We start from the raw sequence: 19,021 nt of genomic DNA on the forward strand, positions 1-19,021 counted from the left end.
GAGCGCGCCACAGGTGGGAGCGCGCCACAGGGATAAACAGCCTAATTCAGCCCGAAGACAAGTGGATGCTCCCCGAACTTACTTCTCATACCTTTCGGGCCTGATCCGTGGAGCAGCAGATGCTGCTGGTGTGGCCGAGAGGAGCTGCTGGGATCGGCGGCAGACGGTGGGGCTCTAGCAGTTGCGCGGCTTTTGCTGCGCGGTGGATTACGGTGCCCAGACCAACGATATCCAGCCCCTGCGGAGCTTTCCGATGCGGCGTGCCTGGACGCGTACCTGGACAAGATTCGCTGGGACAGCTTAAGGTACCAGGGAAGTAGGCGGGAATGGTCGGGCTTGCGCCTGGGGTCCGACATGATCGGTTTATACGAGGGTTATGGCCTCGCACCGGGTGATGGCGCTCCTCTAGGGGGTGCTGAGCGTTCCCACAAGGGGCCCTTTTCCTAGAAACCGTGGTAGCGAAAAACCCCGGCTAGGGATACTTAGCGCCCGTACACGAGCGTCAGGTAATACAGCCCCCCCACCCGGGGGGCGCCTAGATAGGAAACATAGGAGGTATTGAGCACGTTGCTGGCTCCCAGCTTCAAGCGCAGGGGAGCCGCGGGCAGGGTATAGCTCAGTTGGGCGTCCAGCGTGCCGTAGGCTTTCACCGTACCGGCGACCAGAAAGGTCTGGGAAATGTACCGGCTCTGCCAGCGGTAGTTTAGGCCCACGCCCACCTGGTGGTAGACGTCCTCGTTGGCCACGCTCAGGTTATAGGTCCAGCGCGGCGTGTTAAAGCCGTCCTCCAGTCCGTCCCCATTGTCGGGGCGCCGCAGGCGGGTATAGGTCGTGTGGGCCCCCAGCAGATAGCCGCCCCGTAGCTCCCAGCGCACCCCAGTGGAGGCGCCGTAGGTCGTGACCCGGCTCCGCGAATTCGTCCAGAGGCGGTAGCGGGCCTGCCCGGCGCGGGCATTCAGCGCCGTCGCTACCGTGGGTAGGTCGGCGGAGAGCAGGGGCACGCCGTCCGCCGCGACGGGCACGTAGGCTTCAACTTGCGCGATAAAGTCGCGGTACGAATTATAGTAGCCATCAACGTCCACCAGCAGCCGGCCTTGGGGCAGGAAGACCGCTTTGTACCCCCCTTCCAGGGAGCGGATGTACTCGGGGTGGAGGTAGGTGTAGGGATTTTTTACGAGGCGGCCCTGGTGTTCCAAAATCGCTTGCTGGCGTTTCTGGGTGGCTGACTGCGCCGACGGGTTGGCGTTGATGCTGGCGATAACGGCGGCGTTAAACGCATCAATGCTCGTACGCAGGTAACTATGCTCGAACACCCCGGCCGACATCACCCGCAGGCCCCCAATGCGCTTGACTTGGCCGCTGTTGACGTTGGAAAAGCCCTCAAACAGGCTGGGAAAGCGGTAGCCACTCTGGTAGCTGAGCCGAACATGCTGCCGTTGGGTGGGCGAGAAAACCGCCGTCAACCGGGGGTTGGCTTTCAGGGCGAAGTAGTCGTTCTTATCCACCCGCAGCGTGGCCGTCAGCCGGAGTTGGTCGGCGAGCACGCGCCCGCCTACCTGCACGAAGCCACCGGTTTTGGCGTACGTTAACTTGTCGTGGAGCGGGTCCTGGCCGGGTTCGGGGTTGATAAAATAGTTGCCATCGGGCACCACCAGGTAGGTGCGGTGCTCGGCCCCGGCCAGCAGGTCCACGGTGGCCGGCAACTTGCCGCCCCGCCGCAGTGCTTCCGCCACGTTGATCTGGGTCTCGGCGTGCAGCAGGGTCGCTATCACCCGCAGGGCGGCGCCCTGGTCCCAGTTGTTGATGGTCTGCAACTCTGCTAAGCGCTCGGTAAAGGCTTCCGTGCCGGATTGTAGGCGGCCCGCGTCGGCCGCCGCGCGGGCCCAGGCGTGGGCCTGGGTTATCGTTTGCCCTTCGGCTACCGCCGTGTGCCACGCGGCGCTATACGCCGCATTCCAGGGGGCATCGGGCTGAAAGCTCCGGTCCAGGTTCTCGCCCAGCGAGCGCAGGTTATAGCTCTGGCCCGTATTTTCGTGGGTTAGATACGTGCGCGCCTGCACCACGGGTGTGGTCAGGGTCAGCGCGTGCTGCTGCAGCGTGTAGTCCTGCAGCCGAAAGCGGTTGGCGCGCTGGTAGACGTTGTCGAAGTTGGCCACCCGGTAGGTGTAGGTCAGCTCCTCCGCGGGTCGGAAGCGGTAGTGCAGGGCCCCGTCGGCTTTGCGGTGCTGGACGGTATAGTCGACTAACTCGGGCTCGCGGTAGCCGGTGCGGGCCACCGTGTACTGCTGGCCGCCGAGCGTGAGCGTGGTGCGGTTCGAGGACTCGTTGCCGTAGCTGTTGGTGGGGTCGCGGGCGGGATTGTCCGCGCCCAGCAAGCCCGTGGTAGCGTTGCCCTGGGCAAACAGGTCGGTCTGGTCGTTGGCCACCCAGTCGGCGGCCCGCAAATAGCTGCCGTTTACTTTAAAGGCCAGCTTGCCCGGCACCAGCACCCGCGCGTAGCGGACGCTCGTTTCCGTATACAAGAGGTCGGCGAGGCGGCGTGACCCCGAGGGGGGGCGGTTGCGCTCCCCGAGGTGATTGACGCCCGTTTGCTGGCGCAGGCTGAGCCCTGCGGAGGTGAATGGATTCTTGGTCTGGAAGGTAGCCAAGCCGTTAATGGCGTTGAGCCCGTAGAGGGCCGCGGCCGTGCCCGGCACCAGTTCCACGCGGTGTATATCGAGGTCGCTCGGCCCCAGCACGTTGCCGATAGGCCCGCCAATATGCGGGGATTGGTTATCGACCCCATCCACGAGTTGGGCAAAGCGGACGTTGGTGGTATTGGCAAAGCCCCGGGCGTTAATAACCCGGAAGCCTAGGCTGGGCGTCAGGACCTGCACGCCCTTCAGGTGCTCCAGGGCGTCGAAAAACGTGGGGGCGGGCGTGAGCCGCAGGGCCCGGGCGGTGAGCTTTTCCACGGTGACGGGCGAGTGCAGCCAGCTTTCTTCCACCCGGGAGGCGGAAACGACCACCTCTTGCAAGGTGGTCCGGAGGGTGTCTTTCGGGACCGGCGCAGGCCTGTTCGCTTGGCTGTACGCCCCGCTGGCACTCAGGGAGGCGAAGGCTAGAAGCCTCATTCGGCGCGCGCTGGCAGTAATCCAAAAAGGCCGCATCCGAAGGGGCGTCATACGCGTTAGGTTCGACCAAATATAACCAACGAAGGAGCTCGCAGCTTACTAAGCCGGTGGGGCAGCTAACAGCCGGGGACCCAATCCCGGCCAGCGGAATAATAAGTAACTGTTCGTTTCCCGATTGGACCGTGGCTGTTGCAGAACTCGCTACCTCGAGTTCTCGTCTTGTTTTGCTGGCTGGCGTTTACCGCCGCAACTCCGGGTTCGAAGCTGAAAAGGGAGGGTGCCAAGTGGGGGAGGCGGGTTAGGGAGGGCCACGGCCAGGCTCAGGTGCTGAGCGGGCCGGTGCTTGAGCAGCTTCTTCAAGTTGAAGGCGATGGCGGCCAGGAGCATGGCTGTGTGCGCTCCGGCTTTGCCCCGCATAGTCATTCGGCGTAGCCCATAATGGTGAATCAAACTACCGAACACGAGCTCAACGGCGCGGTGGCGCAGTCGTTTCCAGCGCCCGCCCTGCGGACTGCACTGCCGGGCCAGCGCCCGTTTGTACGCGGGGCATCAGAGGCCGAACGGACGATGTGACGACACTGGCTTTTGGGCACACAACCCGGCTTCCGGGGGCACTGCTGACAATCCTGCTAGGGCGCGCGGTAGACCTTCTGCCAACTGCCGTTCGGATCGGTCGCGTATTTTTGAAACGGCAGCCGCTTGCTCGCCGGACAGGTAAAGTGATCCGCGATCGGGTTGTAGGGAAAGCCCACCATCTCGGGCTTGTAAGGTCCGTGCACTGGAATCCAGGGCGTGATGCCTCGTTGCTCGAGAAAGGCATAGTTCGAGCCCGTCGAGTAGCCCGCTGTAACCGCAGCTCGTTGGCGGCTAAGCGCTGTTGCACCCGTTGGGCTAGGACAGGAAGATAGACGCTGCCCCGACTATCGGCGAAATCGGCCTAGATGTGGCTAATCACATCCTTCGCCGTGTCCACGGCTAAATTACAGAGGTAGTTCAGGGCGCGGGCTTTGCCGGGCTTCATGGAGATGCGCACGTCAGGATCGGTCGGGCTGTAGTGCGTTTTGTTGCTCAGCAAGCGGGCTTTCGGATGCCTCCCTCCGGGAGCGCCCTCATGGGTAGCGCGCTTGGCTTGGTGCGTGGCCAGTGCGCGCCACGGACACCTTCACCGAGCAGCCCCAGGTCCTTAACGGCTACTCGGACCTGCTGCTGCAGGTGTTCGGGGAGCGGGGCCGACACGCGCGCACGGCTTTGGGCACCAACGCCCTGCCTCTGGGCATGGCCCTGGAAGTGGAGATGGTGGTGGAAGTCGAGTAGGCACGGGGGTGACCCCGCCTCACCCAAGAGGAGGCGATAACAAGCGGCATGTTGGCTCTTCTCGTTAAAAATAGGGAGTATCTTCAACGTGGGTAGCTCAGCGCACAATTAAGTGTTATCAGTGCTTATAGCGGGTGGAAGCCAGGACCCTCCCGTCTTGGCTTATCGCTCCCTATTCTGCAAAATAAAGGCCGGCGGCACCGGTGTTGGTCAGGTCCTGGGCGATGACGAGGGTAGCTAGCGGCCGGCTGAGCAGTAGCGGGCACCCGTCTGGTCAAGAGCAGCCATCGGCCACTAGAGAACGTCCAGCCCCGGCAAGTTGAGCAGACCAGCGGCGCGACGCGCTACGGCTTTAACGCTGTCCACATCCGGGCCGGTGATGGTCAGGTGACCCATCTTGCGGCCGGCCCGCGCGTCCAACTTGCCGTACAGATGCAGGTGCGTGCCCGGCAAACTCAGCACGGACTGCCAGTCTGGCTCACGCGGTTGACTGCTGGCGTTGAACCACACCTCGCCCAGCAGGTTGAGCATGATGGCCGGGGAATGCTGGCGCGGCGGCGGCAAGGGCAAGCCCGCCAGGGCATGGACCTGCAAGTCAAACTGCGACGCATCGCAGGCGTCCAGGGTGTAGTGGCCGCTGTTGTGCGGGCGCGGGGCCATTTCGTTGACCACCAGGCCGCCGTGCGCGCTGCCGTCCGCCACTACAAAAAACTCCACGCACAGCACCCCGACGTAGCCCAGGTGCTGCGCGATGGAAACGGCCGCGTCGCTGGCCCTGGTTGCCAGGGCGGGGGGCAAATTGCCTTCGTAGGCGTGGGTCACGGCCAAAATGCCATTGACGTGCACGTTGCGCTGGGGGGCGAAGCTGACAACTTGCCCATCCCAGCCGCGCGCCACCAGCACCGAACACTCGGCGGTGAGCGGCAGCATCTTTTCCAGCACGCAGGCGACGCCGCCCAGCTCCGCCCAGGCGGCGGCCAGCTCCGCGGCGGTCCTGACGCGGACCTGGCCTTTGCCGTCATAGCCCAGGCGCGCAGTTTTCAGAATGCCGGGCAGCAAATCCGCCCGCTCGGCCTGGACGGCCTGCAGCTGGGCCGGCGTTTCAATCACCGCATAGGGCGCGCAGCTCACCCCCGACCCGGCCGCGCAGGCGGCGAAGTGGGCTTTTTCCTCGATGCGGTTTTGGGCAATGCCCACTACGGCCGCACTGGGTGCCACGGGCCGGGTTTGCGCCAGGGTTTGCAGGACCTGGGCCGGCACGTTTTCAAATTCGGTAGTGATGGCCTGGCACAGCTGGGAGAGTTGCGCCAGCCCGGCCGGGTCGTCGTAGGTGGTCTGGATGTGGTGGTGACTCACCAGCCCGGCCGGGCTGTGCGCGTCGGGCTCGAGCACGGCGGTAAAGTACCCCAAGCGCTGGGCGGCATGCACAAACATGCGGCCCAACTGGCCGCCCCCCAGTACCCCCAAGGTGGCCCGCTGGCCCGCGGCGTCCACACTGCCCGGGAAAATCGGGGTCATCGCCTCGGCGTTGCTAGCGGCGTTCATACGGGCAGCGTCATGGCGCGGGCGGCTTCGGTTTGTTCGGCGCGAAACGCCTGCAGCTTGGTCGCCAGGTCCGGGTCGTGCAGGGCCAGCAGGCTGACCGCGAACAAGGCCGCATTGGCCGCCCCGGCAGTGCCAATCGCAAACGTGGCCACGGGCACTCCTTTGGGCATTTGCACAATACTGTGCAGCGAATCCACCCCCTGCAAATGGCGACTGGCCACGGGTACCCCCAGTACGGGCACCGTAGTTTTGGCGGCCAGCATGCCCGGCAGGTGGGCCGCCCCCCCCGCGCCGGCGATGATGGCCTGCAAGCCGCGCGGGCCGGCTTGTTCGGCGTAGGCAAACAAGTCGTCGGGCATGCGGTGGGCCGACACCACGCGCGCCTCGTGGGCCACGCCAAAGTGCGTGAGCATCTGCACGGCATGCTGCATGGTGTCCCAGTCGCTGCTGGAGCCCATGACCACGCCGATCAGGGGCGGGCCCGGGGCGGGGCGGGGGCTGGGAGTGTCGGAGGGGGAAAGGGTGCTCATGGGGAGGCAGGTAAAGGGGCCAGGCAAGCCCAGGTGGTCAATAAAAAAACGCGGGCTCGGGCGTGGTCACCGGCCCGAACCCGCGGCCGGACAGCCGGCGGCGGGGCATTGCCCCGCTGGTGAAACGGGCCGTGGGGGGCAAACCCTGTCCCGCGGCCACAAAGCTAAGGCTGCGGCCCCAGCGGCAGCCGATATTCAGAGCAAATCCTGAAAAACACCGGTCCCAGCGCCACGAGCAGTTAGCGCTCCAGCAGGATTTCCGCGCCTAGAATCACCAAGTCTACCCGGCCCTTCAACGTCTGGTCGATGAAGGGCGTGTTCTGGGATTTGGATTTCATGAATTCCCGCGTGAAGGTCGTTTCCGCTTGGGTATCGAACAAGACACACTCGGCTGGCTGGCCGACTTCGATGGCGGGTACCGGCAGGCCCATCAGGCGGCGGGGCTCCGCCGAGTAGCGCTTCACCACCAGGTCCCACCCGAATTTTCCGGGCTCGACGAAGTGGTGATAAAGCGACACCAGGGCCGTATCCAAGCCGGTGATGCCGTTGGGCGCGCTGATGAAGTCCTGGGCTTTTTCAAACGGCGTGTGCGGCGCGTGGTCGGTGGCAATGAGGTCGAAGACGCCGTCGATGAGCCCTTCGAGCAGGGCATCACAATCCGCTTGGGTCCGCAGCGGCGGGTTCATTTTGTAGTTCGTGTCGTAGTCCCCGATGTGCTCGTCGGTGAACATCAGGTGGTGCGGGGCCACTTCCGCCGTGACCTTCACGTCGCCGCGGGATTTCCACCAGCGGATGGTTTCCATGCCGAGCTTGCTGGACACGTGCTGGATATGCACGTGCGCGCCCGCCGCCCGGGCCAGGCGAATGTCGCGGTCGATGATGATTTCCTCCGCGCACGCCGGCGAACCCTTGATGCCGAGCCGGTAGCTCATCACCCCTTCGTTCAGGGCGCGCGGTCCGGCCAGCTCCGGCACCTCGCAGTGGCTGGCGAAAAACATCCCAAACTCGGTGGCGTACTGCATCGCCCGCAGCAGCACCGCCGGGTCGGCGGTGGTATCCCCGTCGTCGGTGAGCATTTTCACCCCGAGCAAACGCATGCCTTCGATTTCCGCCAGTTCCTTGCCCTGGCGGTCCTTGGTGACGCAGCCGGAGGTGTACACCGGAATGCGAGCCTTGCGTTTGGCATTGTCTAGCACGGTGGCCACCGTGCTTGCCGAATCGAGGGCTGGGCGGGTGTTGGGCATCATGACCACGCCGGTAATGCCGCCATTGATGGCCGCTTCGCTCCCCGTGGTGATGGTTTCCTTGTTCTCAAATCCCGGAGCGCGGAAATGGACGTGGGCATCAAACATACCCGGCATCAGAATCCGACCACGCGCGTCGATGACACGCGCACCCTCGGGAATGGCTAGGTTACTGCCGATGTCCTGAATTTTTCCTTCGACAATCAGAACATCGCTCTCAAGCAGTACGGGTGAATTTTCGGAAGCGATACGGGCGTTTTGAAGGAGGAGCATGAATTAATAATTTCTGTAAGCCGCAAGGGTTATGGAAGATGTAGATTAAAGAGCGGAGTCAGCCGCCGCGTCAGGCGTTTAGGGCGTAACCACCGGTGAGTTGGCTCGTAGCGGGGCGGCATACGCTTCTTGCCGCGGAAATTCGCCCCCCGGCGTGAGCCAGTCGAGTACGGCCATGCGAACGGAAATCCCGTTTTCAACTTGGTTGGTGATTAGGCTGCGCTCATAGTCCATGACGGCGTCACAGAGCTCCACCCCCCGGTTCACGGGGCCGGGGTGCATGATGTAGAGGCCGCGGTCGCGGATTTCCGCTAGCCGGGTGTTGGTGATGCCGTACACCCGGTGGTATTCCCGGACGTTGGGGAAAAACTGCACGTCCTGGCGCTCCAGCTGCACGCGGAGCAGGTACACCACATCGGGCGCCCAGGCCAGGGCCGCCCCGTAGTCGGTGAAGCGGGGGATGCTTTCCGGGATATACTTGGGCACCAGGGAGCCCGGGCCCAGGTAAGCGACCTCCACGCCCAGCTTTTGCAGCAGGGTGCTGGTAGAGCGCGCGACGCGGGAATGGAGAATATCGCCGATGATGAGGACTTTTTTGCCCCGAGGGTCGGGGAATTTTTCCTTGATGGTGAAGGCATCCAGCAGGGCCTGGGTGGGATGCTCATGCGCCCCGTCGCCGGCATTGATGACCGACGCCGTGGTTTGGCGGGCAATCATAGCGGGCAGGCCGGGGTGACCATGGCGCACGACGATGTAGTCGGTGCGCATGGCTTGGAGCGTTTCAATTGTCTCGCGTACCGACTCACCCTTGGTGATAGAGGAGTGGGCGACATCGAAATTCGTTACCTCCGCCGAGAGGCGTTTGGCCGCGACCTCGAAGGAGGAGTGCGTCCGGGTGCTGGCCTCGTAGAACAGCATGAGCACGGACTTGCCCTCGAGGGCGGGGATTTTTTTTACCGAGCGGGTGAACAGCTTTTTAAAGGACGTGGATTGGTCGAGCAGGAACTCGATTTCCTCACGGTGAAGGGATGCGATGTCGAGCAGGTCTTTACGTGCCATACCGGAGTTGGGGAAAAGTGAGGTCGTCTAGCTTAAAAGGACAAGGTGAAGTCTTATCTGCCCCGACCTAGGATGCAGGAGCTGGCTGCCAGGATGGGCCAACCCGATGGTGGCAGCTGCCCCGGCTGGGGAGAGGGTGTTGGCGTCCACGGGAGGTAATCATTGGCGGCGGGGCAACAGTTGATGAACGCGACGGACATAAAAAAACCGTTTCGGAATCCGAAACGGCGGCGGGGCAACACTCAGAAAAAACAACGGAAATACCAGCGGCTAAATCGAAAAAACCGATGGCGGCGCAGACCTTCCGGTCCACTCGCGGTTCCCTGTAGAGCGGGGTCCCACGCTTCAGGAACAAGTTTTTTTGTTGAAGCATGCTGCAAAACTACGGCATTGTTGCGCCCGGCAACGCATCGGCAAGGTTGATTTTTTTTTCGCGCTGCTTTTCTCAAATTTCATTTTCGACCTAACGGGCTAAAGGACCCACTTTTTAGCATTCTTTTCGCCAGCAAAAAAATTAGGGCTCGCGTAACCAATTGCTTGGCAAGGACATTCCACCCTAACTTTAGCTCTTTATTCCGCAGCCTCTACAGCCGGCAGGCCGCCACGCTCCGGCGGCAAACAGCCCAGGAACTGCTCGGTAGTTCCTGGCTGCTTCATTTTCGGCCGGCACAATTGGTATTAAGGTGGTCTGGTTAGGCTAAACAGTTTTGGGCAGTAGCCTTCCTTACGTCACCCTTAACAAGTACGTGCCCTTCCCGGTCGTGAACCCGACCTTTTCCGAGGTGCCGACTACGCTCCAGCCGTTAGGAACTAATACCTCTAGCATCCGCGACAACGATTACAACCTAGGGTGAGTGGACACCAATAAAAAAGCTGTTTTGACGCTCTCCAGGCCGTCATGCTTTGACTGCGCTCCGCCTAAGGTTCATCTTGCTTAATGACCCCACACCCTCCTACCCCTGCCGCACTAGTTGGCGGCCTATGCGCTTTACAAACCGTCGGGCCTAGATAAATGAAGCCCGCGTAGAGCTGCACCAGTGCAGCTCTACGCGGCCCGCTTTTCCTGCGCGTCAGCGGGGGTGAAGATCCCACCCCGATGATGGGCCAGGTGGCCCTCCTTGCGCCGGTGGAAGTAGCGGATAACTTCCGGGGCCCGCGCCCGGAGCGGCAAGCCACACAGCCCGCCGCCCATTTGCTCCACCACCGCGGTGGGCGTGCGTAGCAGCGGCCGGGCCATGGTGGCCTCGGTTAAAAGTTGGGTACAGAAGTCAAGCGACTCGCTTCCAACTGGGCACCTACCCGCTAAAATCCGGCATATAGCGGTTGCTACGGCTGTTTGTTCGAAGGGACGTCCGTATTTCTGTACAAATTGCCTGAGCACTCAACAGCCAGCGAAGCAGACGGAAAACAGACTAATTAAGTGCAGAGAACGTGTTCATCAACCAAAGTACTTTTAACTCACTACAGGTGACGAGTGAACTGTATTCTGACCTTTAAAGCAGCTGCCTGATACAGGCAAGAGTTTGATTACTAGGCGTGAACACCTTGCTAATCTTGGAAAAGCGAAGTGACCAGCAGTTTCTCCGATTACCTTTTGTACCCAACTTTTAGCCGAGGCCCACTTACCAGCAGAGAACTGAGTACGCTGCGTGTTCTTCTAGCACAGCAGTGGTAGTTGCTTAACAGCAGCGCCGCTTCGCTAGCGGGTAACCGCGCATCTTATCCCGCTTGAACGTCGCTGATTCGGCCTTACCTTTCGCGGGGGGTAAGGCAGGGTTTTCTCCCCCTTTTGTGTCATAGCGCCGGGTGAGAAAGGGCGTTACCTTTGGCCCATGCACACGCGCCTGCCCTTAGCCATTATCGAAGACCAGACCCCCATTCGCGACATGCTGCACCACTACCTGGGCGCGCAGGCCGAGTTTGAATGCGTGCTGACGGCAGCATCGATGGAGGATTTCTTTCGGCAGCTGCCCGCGCTCGGCACCCCGCCGTCCCTGGTGCTCTCGGACATTGGCCTGCCGGGGCGCTCGGGCATCGAGGGCTTGCCCCTCATTCTGGCCCGGCTGCCGGCGGCGCAGGTGCTCATGCTGAGCGTCTACACCGATGCAGCCCGCGTGTTCGAGGCCATCTGCGCGGGGGCGGTAGGCTACCTAGTGAAGAATACCCCACTGCCCGTCATCAAAGCCAACCTGTTGGAGGTGGCCGCCGGCGGCTCACCCATGTCGCCGGCCGTGGCGCGGCACGTGCTGCAAGCGTTTCGGCGGCAACCGCCGGTGGCCGTCGCGGCGACGCCCGCGGCCCGCCTGACGCTCCGCGAGCAGGAAATTGTGACGGCCGTGGAAGAAGGGCTCAGCTATAAGCTCATCGCTGACGCCCTCGGCATCAGCCTCGATACGGTGAAGAACCATCTGCGGTCGGTGTACCGCAAGCTGCACATCAACTCGAAAGGCGAGCTGCTGGCCCTGGCCCTGAAGCGGCGCGACTAGATTTAAACGCGCTGCCTAACGGCCTTTTTGGTGGCGTTGTCCTGAGTGGAGAAGCAACGAACCCTTTTCCAAGCACCGGCAGTGCTAGGCAGGGCCCCGCAGCATCTCCCTCTTTCACGTTAGGACTTTATGTTGTACCGTTGTAGAGTAATATTCTAAGATAATCTTGACTTTATGACAAAACAGATACCCTGTCTGCTCTTCCTCCTCCGCGGGCTGCAAGGCCACCTGGTGGCCCAGCAGTCACCGGACAGCAGCGCGTAACGACGTATTTCGATTACGACAACACGAGCCCCACTCGGCGCTTGCTCCTAGAGACTTCCCAAACCTGCTTGCTGGAGCAAGTTAAGCATACCGACCTACCCGCTTTTGGCGGGTTAAACGACCTCAACTAACGAATTGGCGCCAACGCCGCGTGATCTATATACCCATCTTTCACCGGCTGCCTGGCATGCGGCTTAAGCGAACGACAATCTTGTGCTGGCTGGTGAGCGGCTGGCTGCTGGGTACGGGGCCGGTGGTGCGGGCCCAAACGCTGGTGCAACAGCCGGATCGCGTGCTGAGCACGGTGGGGGTCCGCGACGTAAGCAGCGACCCGGCGGGCTTCGCCTGGTTGGCCGCCCGGCAGGGCATGTTTCGCTACGACGGCCGGCAGCTGGTACCCCTCAACCAGTTGGTGCGGCAAGGGCCCCACCTGCGTGGCGAGGCCATCCGGGTGCTGGCCGATTCGGCCGGCACGGTGTGGGTCGGTATGCACGACGGGCTCTACGCCTTCGTGCCCGCCACCGGCAAGCTGCGCCAAGTGCCATTGCCTCGGCTCACGGGCCGGCACAGCCGCATCAACGCCCTGCTGTTGCACCGAGGTGCGCTGTGGTTTGGCCGAGGGATGGACCCGTGCCAGGTGTTCCGGCTCTCGCTCCGGCGGCCCCAACAGCCCGCGCGGCTGGTGTGGCAGTACCCGCAGGGCCTGATCGCGGCCATCGAGCCCAATTCGGCGGGACAGCTGCTGTTGTTCAGCTTTGAGCGCACCTGGCGGCTGACGCCAGGTGGCCGCGTAGTGCCGGTGGCCAGCCACAGCCAACGCTACCGGGTGCTGACGGCCAATAACGCCCGCCGGACGCAGCTGAACACCCGGCCGTTGCGCCTGCCCTCCGGCCCCTACTTCTTGACCGACAGCGTGCTCTATGAACGTCGGCCATCGCAGCCCCCGCGGGTACTAGCCCGCTGGCTGCGCAACCGTTCCTCCGCCGCCGTGCCGCGCCTGAACGTGCTGGAACTGGACAGCACCTGGTACTGGCTGGGCAGCGGCGAGCTATTGGCGTTGTCCATTCGGCGACGGCGGCTGCCACCCGAGCTACAGCATTACCCGCTGCCCCTGGCCCGCGAGTGGAACGGGTGGCTGGGCTTCAACCGGGACCGGACGGGGCTGTGGGCGTTTGCCGAAGGCATGCCGGGGGTGTTTAAGGTGCGCCCCTGGCGGGCGCCCATTCAGGCGCTGCCCGTGACTGGCGATCAGCGCCTGAGCACCCGCGCCATCAGCCGGCTAGCCGATGGGCGGCTGCTAGTGGGCAGCTACTCGGGCACGTTTACGCAGGCCGCTGATAGCCCCCTGGCCCCCCTGCGCCGCTGGTGGGGACAGGTACCCGACCGCGTCTGGTACTGCAGCTTGCGCCTGCCCGACGCGCGCCTGGTCGTGGGCTTTGAAAACGACCAAAGCGTGGGCCTGCTGGCGGGGGGGCGGTTTGAGGAAATCAGATGGGTCGGGACCCACCCCGAGCCCACCGGGAAAACCATCTTTTGCCTGCTGCGCGACCGGGCGGGGCGGGTGTGGGCGGGCGGGCAGCAGGGCCTGTTTGAACTCGACCTGGCCCGCCGCACACGCCGGCGCTACCGTGAAGGCGACCCCACCTGGCCCCTGCACCACTGCGAGATTGAGGCCGTGAGCGAAGGGGCGAACGGCGAGCTGTGGCTGGCCACCAACCGGGGGTTGTACTGCCTGCAGCCGGCCACTGGCGCGCTGCGCCACTACGGCCCCGACGAGCCGCCGCCCTACCGGCTACCCACCAGCCTGCTACGCTGCGTGCTGGCCGCGCACCCCGACAGCGTGTGGGTGGGCACCCTCGACGCCGGGCTGCTGCTGCTCCACCCCCGGCGGGGCGTGCGGCGGCAGCTGACGCTGGGCCGGGGGCTGCCCAGCGAGGCGGTGGCCTTTGTGCTGGCCCCCCGGCCGGGGCGGGTGCTGTGGGTGGGCACGCATAACGGCCTGGTGCGCTACGAGCCCCGCACCGGCCGGCGCAGCGACCTGACCACCGCCGATGGGCTGGCGACCAACGAGCTGAACCGCCAATCGAGCTGGTACGACGCGGGGCGGCAGCGCCTGTACGTGGGCGGGGTGGGCGGGGTGAGCGTCCTCGCCCCCCAGGACCTGGCCACGGCCGGGCCCCGGCCCCGGCTGCTGCTCACCAGCCTCACCCAGCACCACGCCCAGCCCGATACTATCCGCACCGACTACCTGCCCGGCACCCTGCCCCAGGGGCTGGAACTGGCCCCCGGCGACGCTTTTGCTGAACTGGCGTTGAGCCTAAGCGACGACGGCGGGTCCGAGCTGGGACGCTTCGCGTACCGCTTGCGGGGCACGGGGCCCGCGCCCTGGCAGGAGTTGGGCCCCGGCAACCGCCTGCGCCTGCAGGGGCTGGAACCGGGTGACTACACGCTCGACATCCGGGGCGAAACCGAACTGGGCACGCCCACCCGCAACGTGCTGCGCGTGCCGGTGCGGGCGCGCACCTACTGGTGGCGGCGGCCCGGCGTGTGGGTCGCCCTCACGGCCCTGATGCTGGCGGTAGCGGTGGGTGGGGTGTACGGGTGGCAGCAGCACCGCGGCCGGCGGCGCGAGCAGCGCTGGCAGGCCGAGCACGCCCTGCGCCAGCGCATTGCCGCCGACCTGCACGACGACGTGGGCAACCTGCTCACCCAAATCAGCATGCACAGCGACCTGCTGCGCGAAACCCCCCACACCCCGGCCCAGACCCGGGACCGGCTCGACGCCTTGGCCCTGGCCTCGCGCCAGGCCGGCCAGCAAATGAGCGACGTGGTGTGGAGCCTCCACGCCGGCCCGCTGCGCCTCAGCCAGCTGCTGGAGCGGATGCGCGACCACGCCCAGGAGGTATTGCCCCCCGCTGGTCTCGACGTGCAATTCCGCATAGCCCCCGACCTGCCCGACCCGGAACTGGCCCCAGCCCGGCTCCACAACTTCTACCTCATCTACAAGGAAGCCTTGCACAACGTGGTCAAGCACGCCCACGCCACCACGGTCACCGTGCAGCTGGCGGCGGACCCGGCTGGCCTCACTCTCACCGTGGCTGACGACGGCCGTGGCCACGACGGCCGCCCCCGGCCCGGCGGGCGGGGCCTAGCCAACATGCAGGCCCGCGCCCAGGCCGTGGGCGGCACCGTGCGCTACGAGCCAGTGACAACAGGCTTCGCAGTGGTGGTGGCCCTGCCGCTGGCGCGGTAGCACCCCATCCCGCGCGGTACATTGAGGTGTTCCGTGGGGGCTACGCTCGCGTCAGCCCTTGCCCGTCGGCCGCGTGTTCCGCCCAGGGGTGGGTGTAAGCAGCAACAACTAGCTGCCGCCCTGCGCAGAAATGCTGGGCCGCATCCTGCCGTAACGTTCGCTTGTTCGAGGTGATGGGTTTAAATTGACGCCCGGGAGCCCCGAGGCGGCCGGGGGCATGCGGGCACTGGGCTATTCACCCCGACAAAGTACCACAACTTCTTAGTTTATAGCATGACACCAACGTGTCATAGCGCAGCTTTGCGGTGGCTGGTAGATTTGTAGAATTAGTGGATGGAATTGTATTTGCCGGCCGCGGCCGCGGAGAAAGCCGCGATATGTTCACTTTTCCCTTTTTCCCCAAGCGTATGCGTACCTGTTACCCTTTAGCCGCCACTTGTGGCCCCGACGCCCCACCACCCGACGCCCCCGCCCGCCTTCCCAGCTCGGCCCGCCACCAGCTCTGGCATGCCAGGTGGGATAGCACGGCGTGGAGTAAGCGGAGCACGGGCGTGAACAACACAGCGAATGCGAGGGCCCAGGAAGGCAGCGGCGACGAGTACGCCGGGGGCAGCTGCCCCGCAGTGGGTGACGGCTTAGCGGTGAGGACCTACTTAGGCATCTACCAGGATGACATGCCATTCGCTATCCTCACGGCCCTCTCGGCCAGCAGGGGCGTGGCCAGGCGCCTACTTAGTCTGACGGGCACCGGCTTACGCGGGGTCACGGCCGTGACCTTTACCAGCGCCAGCACGGCCACCAACGCGCCGGCTGGCTTCGTGGCCCGTGCGACCAGCATCAGGGGCATCGTGGTACCGGCAGGCCTGGCCCCCGGCGCCTACACCGTAACCGTGACGACGGCCGGCGGCACCAGCAACGGGCTGCCCTTTACGGTACTAGTGTCGGCTCCCACCCTCAGCAGCTCACGCCCACCAACTGAGTAGTGGGTACTTGCTTCATGACTACCGGCCCCACCTTCCCCAGCCCCACCGCGCGCCGTAGCCGTTAACAACACGGCGGCCTCAGATCCTTTTTTCCCCATTTCTCACCCTCCATTCCCCGTTCGCATGAAAAACCGCTACGTACAAACCAGTGGGCTGCTCGGTCTGCTGTTGCTGGCTAGTCCCGCATTTAGCCAGAATTATGAGCAGATTGCCAAGCAGATCGTCAACACCTCGGCCGGTGTCAAGCCCGGGGAGCTGGTGATGATTACCGGCGGCCAGCACACCCTGCCCCTAATGGAGGCCGTGGCCGTGGAAGTAGCCCGCGCAGGAGGGCAACCCAATATGCTGCTGAATACCGATAAAGTCGCCCATGCCACCAGCGTGGAAATGCCCGAGTCGGCGATTCAAGCCTCGAAATCCAATGATTGGCTCTTAGGGGCGGATGTCCTGATTCAACTGCCCAGCGTAGAAGACGCCAAGACGGTGCTGGCCGGCACGACGCCGGAACGCCAGGCTAAATTTGCGAAAGTGGCGGCCGAGGCGGGGCTCAACAAAAAGTTGGATGCTGCCAAAGTTCGGGGCGTTTTTGTGAGCTACCCCAGTAAAAGCTTCGCAGCGAACCAGCAAATGGACTACGCTGGCTATGAGCAAATGGTGTGGGCGGGCATTGGCGCCGATTATACGGCCATCGCCACCCAGGCGCAGCAACTGAAGCAACTGCTGGCCACGGGCAAAAAAGTGCATATCACTTCTCCCGCGGGCACGGACCTAACCTTTCAGCTCGCCGCTCGCCCCGTCTTTGTCGATGATGGCGTGCTGACGGCCGCCGATCAACAAGAGAAGCTAATCTATAACCGCACGGCTGCTCTACCGGGAGGGCGGGTCTATGGTACCAACTTGGAGACCTCGGCCACGGGCCGGTTAGTGGCCTCTCCCGGCACGTGGAATGGCAAGCCGTTTCAAGGCTTCAAAGCCGACTTCAAAGGGGGCCAGATGGCGAACGCGAAGGCAGACGTGGGCAACGAAGATTTGCAGAAGTATCTTGCAACGTATGATCCTAGTGTGATGCAGCTCAGCTACTTTTCTATTGGCCTGAACCCGGCCATGAAGGCGCAGGAGCAGAAAGGCTATAACCCGGCTACGGCGGCGGGCATGGTACTCGTGGGAGTTGGGGGCAATGAACTGCAGGGCGGTCAAAACAAGGCTGCGACCAGCAATGGCTTCCCCATCGCCAACGCGACCGTGGAAGTGGACGGCCAAGTAATTGTCCGCAACGGCCAACTGGTGGCACCGACCACGGCCAAAGCTTCCCCCGGGGGCAAGAAAATGCAGAAATCCGGTAGCCGGTAGCCGTGGGGAGCCTCGGCCTGCGGTTGCGCTGCTTAAGCTAAACTCTCCCCTAGAGCATCTGCTGAACAAAGCCCCGTGCCCTCTGCAAAGGAACGCGGGGCTTTTCGCGCTCGGGAGGGTTGACGGAGACGAAGTCGTCGACTTGACCCAGGGACGACCGCTACGCTTTTAGCCTAGGGGCAAGGCCCAGGGCCCGCCCCCGTCTAGCTCAGGCCCGCCCAACTCCTGCCCGAAGCCGTGTCGATGAACTAAGTCAGCAAGCAGCTAGGCGTAGCTTACGGCACCTCCTCCAACTACGCTCAGAAGCTAAAAAGTGCTGAGCATGGGAATCCGCCCTTTTGGAAAAAGAATTCCTTATTCTAAGGAAATCCTTCAACCCAGCAACCCAATTGTATGCGCGCTACTTAGCTCACAGCCAAAGTAGAGCTTCTGACAACCAACGCTGATTTTAATTCCAGGCTGTGGCTGGTTGAAAGCGGCGTGTTTTCCAGGATTGCGTCAAACAGTATCCGGGCGGCGGCTTGGCCCATAGCGTGCGCTGGTTGGTGATGGTGGTAAGGGGAGGGCTTAGGAAGGTGGCTATTTCCAGATTGGAGAAGGCAATGATTTTTATCGCTGTTACGATCGAAAGCCCCAGATTCTGGCAGGCTTCATAGCTACTCATCGCCAGGCTTTCGACCGACGCGAAAATGCCGTCGATATCCGGCCTACGTTGCAGTAAGCCCTGAATCATGGCCACATCCTGGCGCTGGCTGGGTTGCGCGTACCGCACTAATTCATCATCGAAAGGAATCCGGTTATCGTGCAGCGCGGCAGCGTAGCCGCGCGTGCGCGCCCGCCCGATGTATAAGCTGTTTGACACGGCTAAATGGGCTATGGTGCGGCAGCCGTTATCAATGAGATGGCCAGTTGCCGCGTAGCTGCTGTCGCAATTATCCGTTGTTACCTGCGCCGTGTGGAGGCCGTCGTACACCCGGTCGAAAAACACAGTTGGGATATTGCGCTCTCTTAGTAAATCCAGATGAGTAAAATCCTGACTGGCACTCGCAACGGACATTAACACGCCGTCGATCCGACCTCCAACTAGTAAGCGGGTAATGGCCACTTCCCGCTCATAATTATCATGCGTCAGATAAAGTAAGACGTGGTAATTCTGGTCGCGCGCTACCTCTTCAATCCCGTTTACCACCAGCGAGAAAAAGGGATTGGCTACTTCCGGCAGGATCACGCCGATTGTTTTGCTGGTGTGTCTGCGTAAGCTGCTGGCGTGGGGGTTTGGCTCATACTTCAACTTGGAGGCCATGGCTACTACTCGGGCCTTGGTCGCCGGCGAGGTGCTGCTGCTGTTATTAAGGGCTCGGGATACCGTAGCCACCGAAAGCTTCAGTTCTTGGGCAAGTCGCTTCAGGTTTACCGGCTCCATCAATTAACTTAGCAAAAAGAGGGCAAACGAAATATTTCGTTTTAAAACAATCGTGGGGAGCAACGCTGGCAGTTGAAAGAAGCTACAGAAATGGTAGCTATGCTTCTACATTCAGTTGGGGTAGATGAGGGTAGAAGCTTACATAATTCATCGATCTGATCCGCAGTCAATCTTAGATAATTAA

General features: G+C 62.9%; 17 protein-coding genes. 6 read left to right on the forward strand and 11 right to left on the reverse strand.

The window, feature by feature from the left end; genetic code table 11:
* Positions 1 to 482: 482 nt before the first annotated feature.
* Together H8B13_RS18620 and H8B13_RS18625 are read right to left on the reverse strand one after the other, a co-directional pair.
* On the reverse strand, positions 483 to 3,113 hold the full coding sequence (locus H8B13_RS18620) for a TonB-dependent receptor (protein WP_222841474.1): 2,631 nt from the start codon (positions 3,111 to 3,113) through the stop codon (positions 483 to 485).
* A 201-nt stretch (positions 3,114 to 3,314) separates the two neighbouring features.
* Positions 3,315 to 3,599 carry a transposase gene (locus H8B13_RS18625; RefSeq protein WP_261990463.1) on the reverse strand — a complete coding sequence of 95 codons (285 nt, stop codon included), beginning with the start codon at positions 3,597 to 3,599 and terminating at the stop codon, positions 3,315 to 3,317.
* On the opposite strand from H8B13_RS18625, the gene H8B13_RS21410 reads away from it, so the two are divergent.
* On the forward strand, positions 3,552 to 3,686 hold the full coding sequence (locus H8B13_RS21410; protein ID WP_261990455.1) for a hypothetical protein: 135 nt from the start codon (positions 3,552 to 3,554) through the stop codon (positions 3,684 to 3,686). The two genes, H8B13_RS18625 and H8B13_RS21410, sit on opposite strands and share 48 nt — an antisense overlap.
* 56 nt (positions 3,687 to 3,742) lie before the next feature.
* Here H8B13_RS21410 and H8B13_RS18630 read toward each other — a convergent pair whose 3' ends face one another.
* Both H8B13_RS18630 and H8B13_RS18635 read right to left on the reverse strand, forming a co-directional pair.
* Complete coding sequence (locus H8B13_RS18630) at positions 3,743 to 3,892, reverse strand: hypothetical protein (protein ID WP_187312330.1); 150 nt, start codon at positions 3,890 to 3,892, stop codon at positions 3,743 to 3,745.
* Positions 3,893 to 4,050: 158 nt separating this feature from the next.
* Entirely contained in the window at positions 4,051 to 4,188 is a 138-nt protein-coding gene (locus H8B13_RS18635; protein WP_187312331.1) for a hypothetical protein, read from the reverse strand.
* Between the two features lie 68 nt (positions 4,189 to 4,256).
* Between H8B13_RS18635 and H8B13_RS18640 the strand changes: the two genes are divergently transcribed.
* On the forward strand, positions 4,257 to 4,427 hold the full coding sequence (locus H8B13_RS18640; RefSeq protein WP_187312332.1) for a RidA family protein: 171 nt from the start codon (positions 4,257 to 4,259) through the stop codon (positions 4,425 to 4,427).
* 294 nt (positions 4,428 to 4,721) lie between these two features.
* On the opposite strand, the gene H8B13_RS18645 is transcribed toward H8B13_RS18640, so the two are convergent.
* The 6 genes from H8B13_RS18645 to H8B13_RS18665 form a co-directional block, all read right to left on the reverse strand.
* Positions 4,722 to 5,972, reverse strand: coding sequence for a 5-(carboxyamino)imidazole ribonucleotide synthase (locus H8B13_RS18645; protein ID WP_222841475.1), 1,251 nt, complete (start codon positions 5,970 to 5,972; stop codon positions 4,722 to 4,724).
* On the reverse strand, positions 5,969 to 6,502 hold the full coding sequence (purE, locus tag H8B13_RS18650; RefSeq protein ID WP_222841476.1) for a 5-(carboxyamino)imidazole ribonucleotide mutase: 534 nt from the start codon (positions 6,500 to 6,502) through the stop codon (positions 5,969 to 5,971). The genes H8B13_RS18645 and purE overlap by 4 nt, the downstream gene beginning before the upstream one ends.
* 37 nt (positions 6,503 to 6,539) lie before the next feature.
* Positions 6,540 to 6,662, reverse strand: a complete 123-nt coding sequence (locus tag H8B13_RS21415) for a hypothetical protein (RefSeq protein ID WP_261990456.1) — start codon at positions 6,660 to 6,662, stop codon at positions 6,540 to 6,542.
* Positions 6,663 to 6,741: 79 nt separating this feature from the next.
* Positions 6,742 to 8,019: a dihydroorotase gene (locus tag H8B13_RS18655; protein WP_187312333.1), complete on the reverse strand. Its 1,278-nt coding sequence runs from the start codon at positions 8,017 to 8,019 to the stop codon at positions 6,742 to 6,744.
* A 78-nt stretch (positions 8,020 to 8,097) separates the two neighbouring features.
* Positions 8,098 to 9,078, reverse strand: coding sequence for an aspartate carbamoyltransferase catalytic subunit (locus H8B13_RS18660; RefSeq protein ID WP_187312334.1), 981 nt, complete (start codon positions 9,076 to 9,078; stop codon positions 8,098 to 8,100).
* A gap of 1,045 nt (positions 9,079 to 10,123) precedes the next feature.
* A complete protein-coding gene (locus H8B13_RS18665) occupies positions 10,124 to 10,459 on the reverse strand; it encodes a hypothetical protein (protein WP_187312335.1) in 336 nt (111 codons plus the stop codon).
* A gap of 451 nt (positions 10,460 to 10,910) precedes the next feature.
* Between H8B13_RS18665 and H8B13_RS18670 the strand changes: the two genes are divergently transcribed.
* The 4 genes from H8B13_RS18670 (at position 10,911) to H8B13_RS18685 (ending at position 17,414) form a co-directional block, all read left to right on the forward strand.
* The gene (locus tag H8B13_RS18670; RefSeq protein WP_187312336.1) at positions 10,911 to 11,564 is read left to right on the forward strand and encodes a response regulator; all 654 of its coding nucleotides are present in this window, start codon (positions 10,911 to 10,913) and stop codon (positions 11,562 to 11,564) included.
* A gap of 415 nt (positions 11,565 to 11,979) precedes the next feature.
* A complete protein-coding gene (locus H8B13_RS21625; RefSeq protein WP_187312337.1) occupies positions 11,980 to 15,081 on the forward strand; it encodes a histidine kinase in 3,102 nt (1,033 codons plus the stop codon).
* A gap of 407 nt (positions 15,082 to 15,488) precedes the next feature.
* Entirely contained in the window at positions 15,489 to 16,064 is a 576-nt protein-coding gene (locus H8B13_RS18680; RefSeq protein WP_187312338.1) for a hypothetical protein, read from the forward strand.
* Positions 16,065 to 16,187: 123 nt separating this feature from the next.
* Entirely contained in the window at positions 16,188 to 17,414 is a 1,227-nt protein-coding gene (locus tag H8B13_RS18685; RefSeq protein WP_187312339.1) for an aminopeptidase, read from the forward strand.
* A gap of 448 nt (positions 17,415 to 17,862) precedes the next feature.
* On the opposite strand, the gene H8B13_RS18690 is transcribed toward H8B13_RS18685, so the two are convergent.
* Positions 17,863 to 18,837, reverse strand: coding sequence for a LacI family DNA-binding transcriptional regulator (locus H8B13_RS18690; protein ID WP_187312340.1), 975 nt, complete (start codon positions 18,835 to 18,837; stop codon positions 17,863 to 17,865).
* Positions 18,838 to 19,021: the final 184 nt, after the last annotated feature.

It is taken from the genome of Hymenobacter sp. BT188 (assembly GCF_014333585.1).
Lineage (GTDB): Bacteria > Bacteroidota > Bacteroidia > Cytophagales > Hymenobacteraceae > Hymenobacter.

Coding starts and splice junctions, on each gene's coding strand:
- H8B13_RS18620 (WP_222841474.1), bottom strand. CDS start 3,113: ATGAGGCTTCTAGCCTTCGCCTCCCTGAGTGCCAGCGGGGCGTACAGC.
- H8B13_RS21410 (WP_261990455.1), top strand. CDS start 3,552: ATGGTGAATCAAACTACCGAACACGAGCTCAACGGCGCGGTGGCGCAG.
- H8B13_RS18645 (WP_222841475.1), bottom strand. CDS start 5,972: ATGAACGCCGCTAGCAACGCCGAGGCGATGACCCCGATTTTCCCGGGC.
- purE (WP_222841476.1), bottom strand. CDS start 6,502: ATGAGCACCCTTTCCCCCTCCGACACTCCCAGCCCCCGCCCCGCCCCG.
- H8B13_RS18655 (WP_187312333.1), bottom strand. CDS start 8,019: ATGCTCCTCCTTCAAAACGCCCGTATCGCTTCCGAAAATTCACCCGTA.
- H8B13_RS18660 (WP_187312334.1), bottom strand. CDS start 9,078: ATGGCACGTAAAGACCTGCTCGACATCGCATCCCTTCACCGTGAGGAA.
- H8B13_RS18670 (WP_187312336.1), top strand. CDS start 10,911: ATGCACACGCGCCTGCCCTTAGCCATTATCGAAGACCAGACCCCCATT.
- H8B13_RS18680 (WP_187312338.1), top strand. CDS start 15,489: ATGCGTACCTGTTACCCTTTAGCCGCCACTTGTGGCCCCGACGCCCCA.
- H8B13_RS18685 (WP_187312339.1), top strand. CDS start 16,188: ATGAAAAACCGCTACGTACAAACCAGTGGGCTGCTCGGTCTGCTGTTG.
- H8B13_RS18690 (WP_187312340.1), bottom strand. CDS start 18,837: ATGGAGCCGGTAAACCTGAAGCGACTTGCCCAAGAACTGAAGCTTTCG.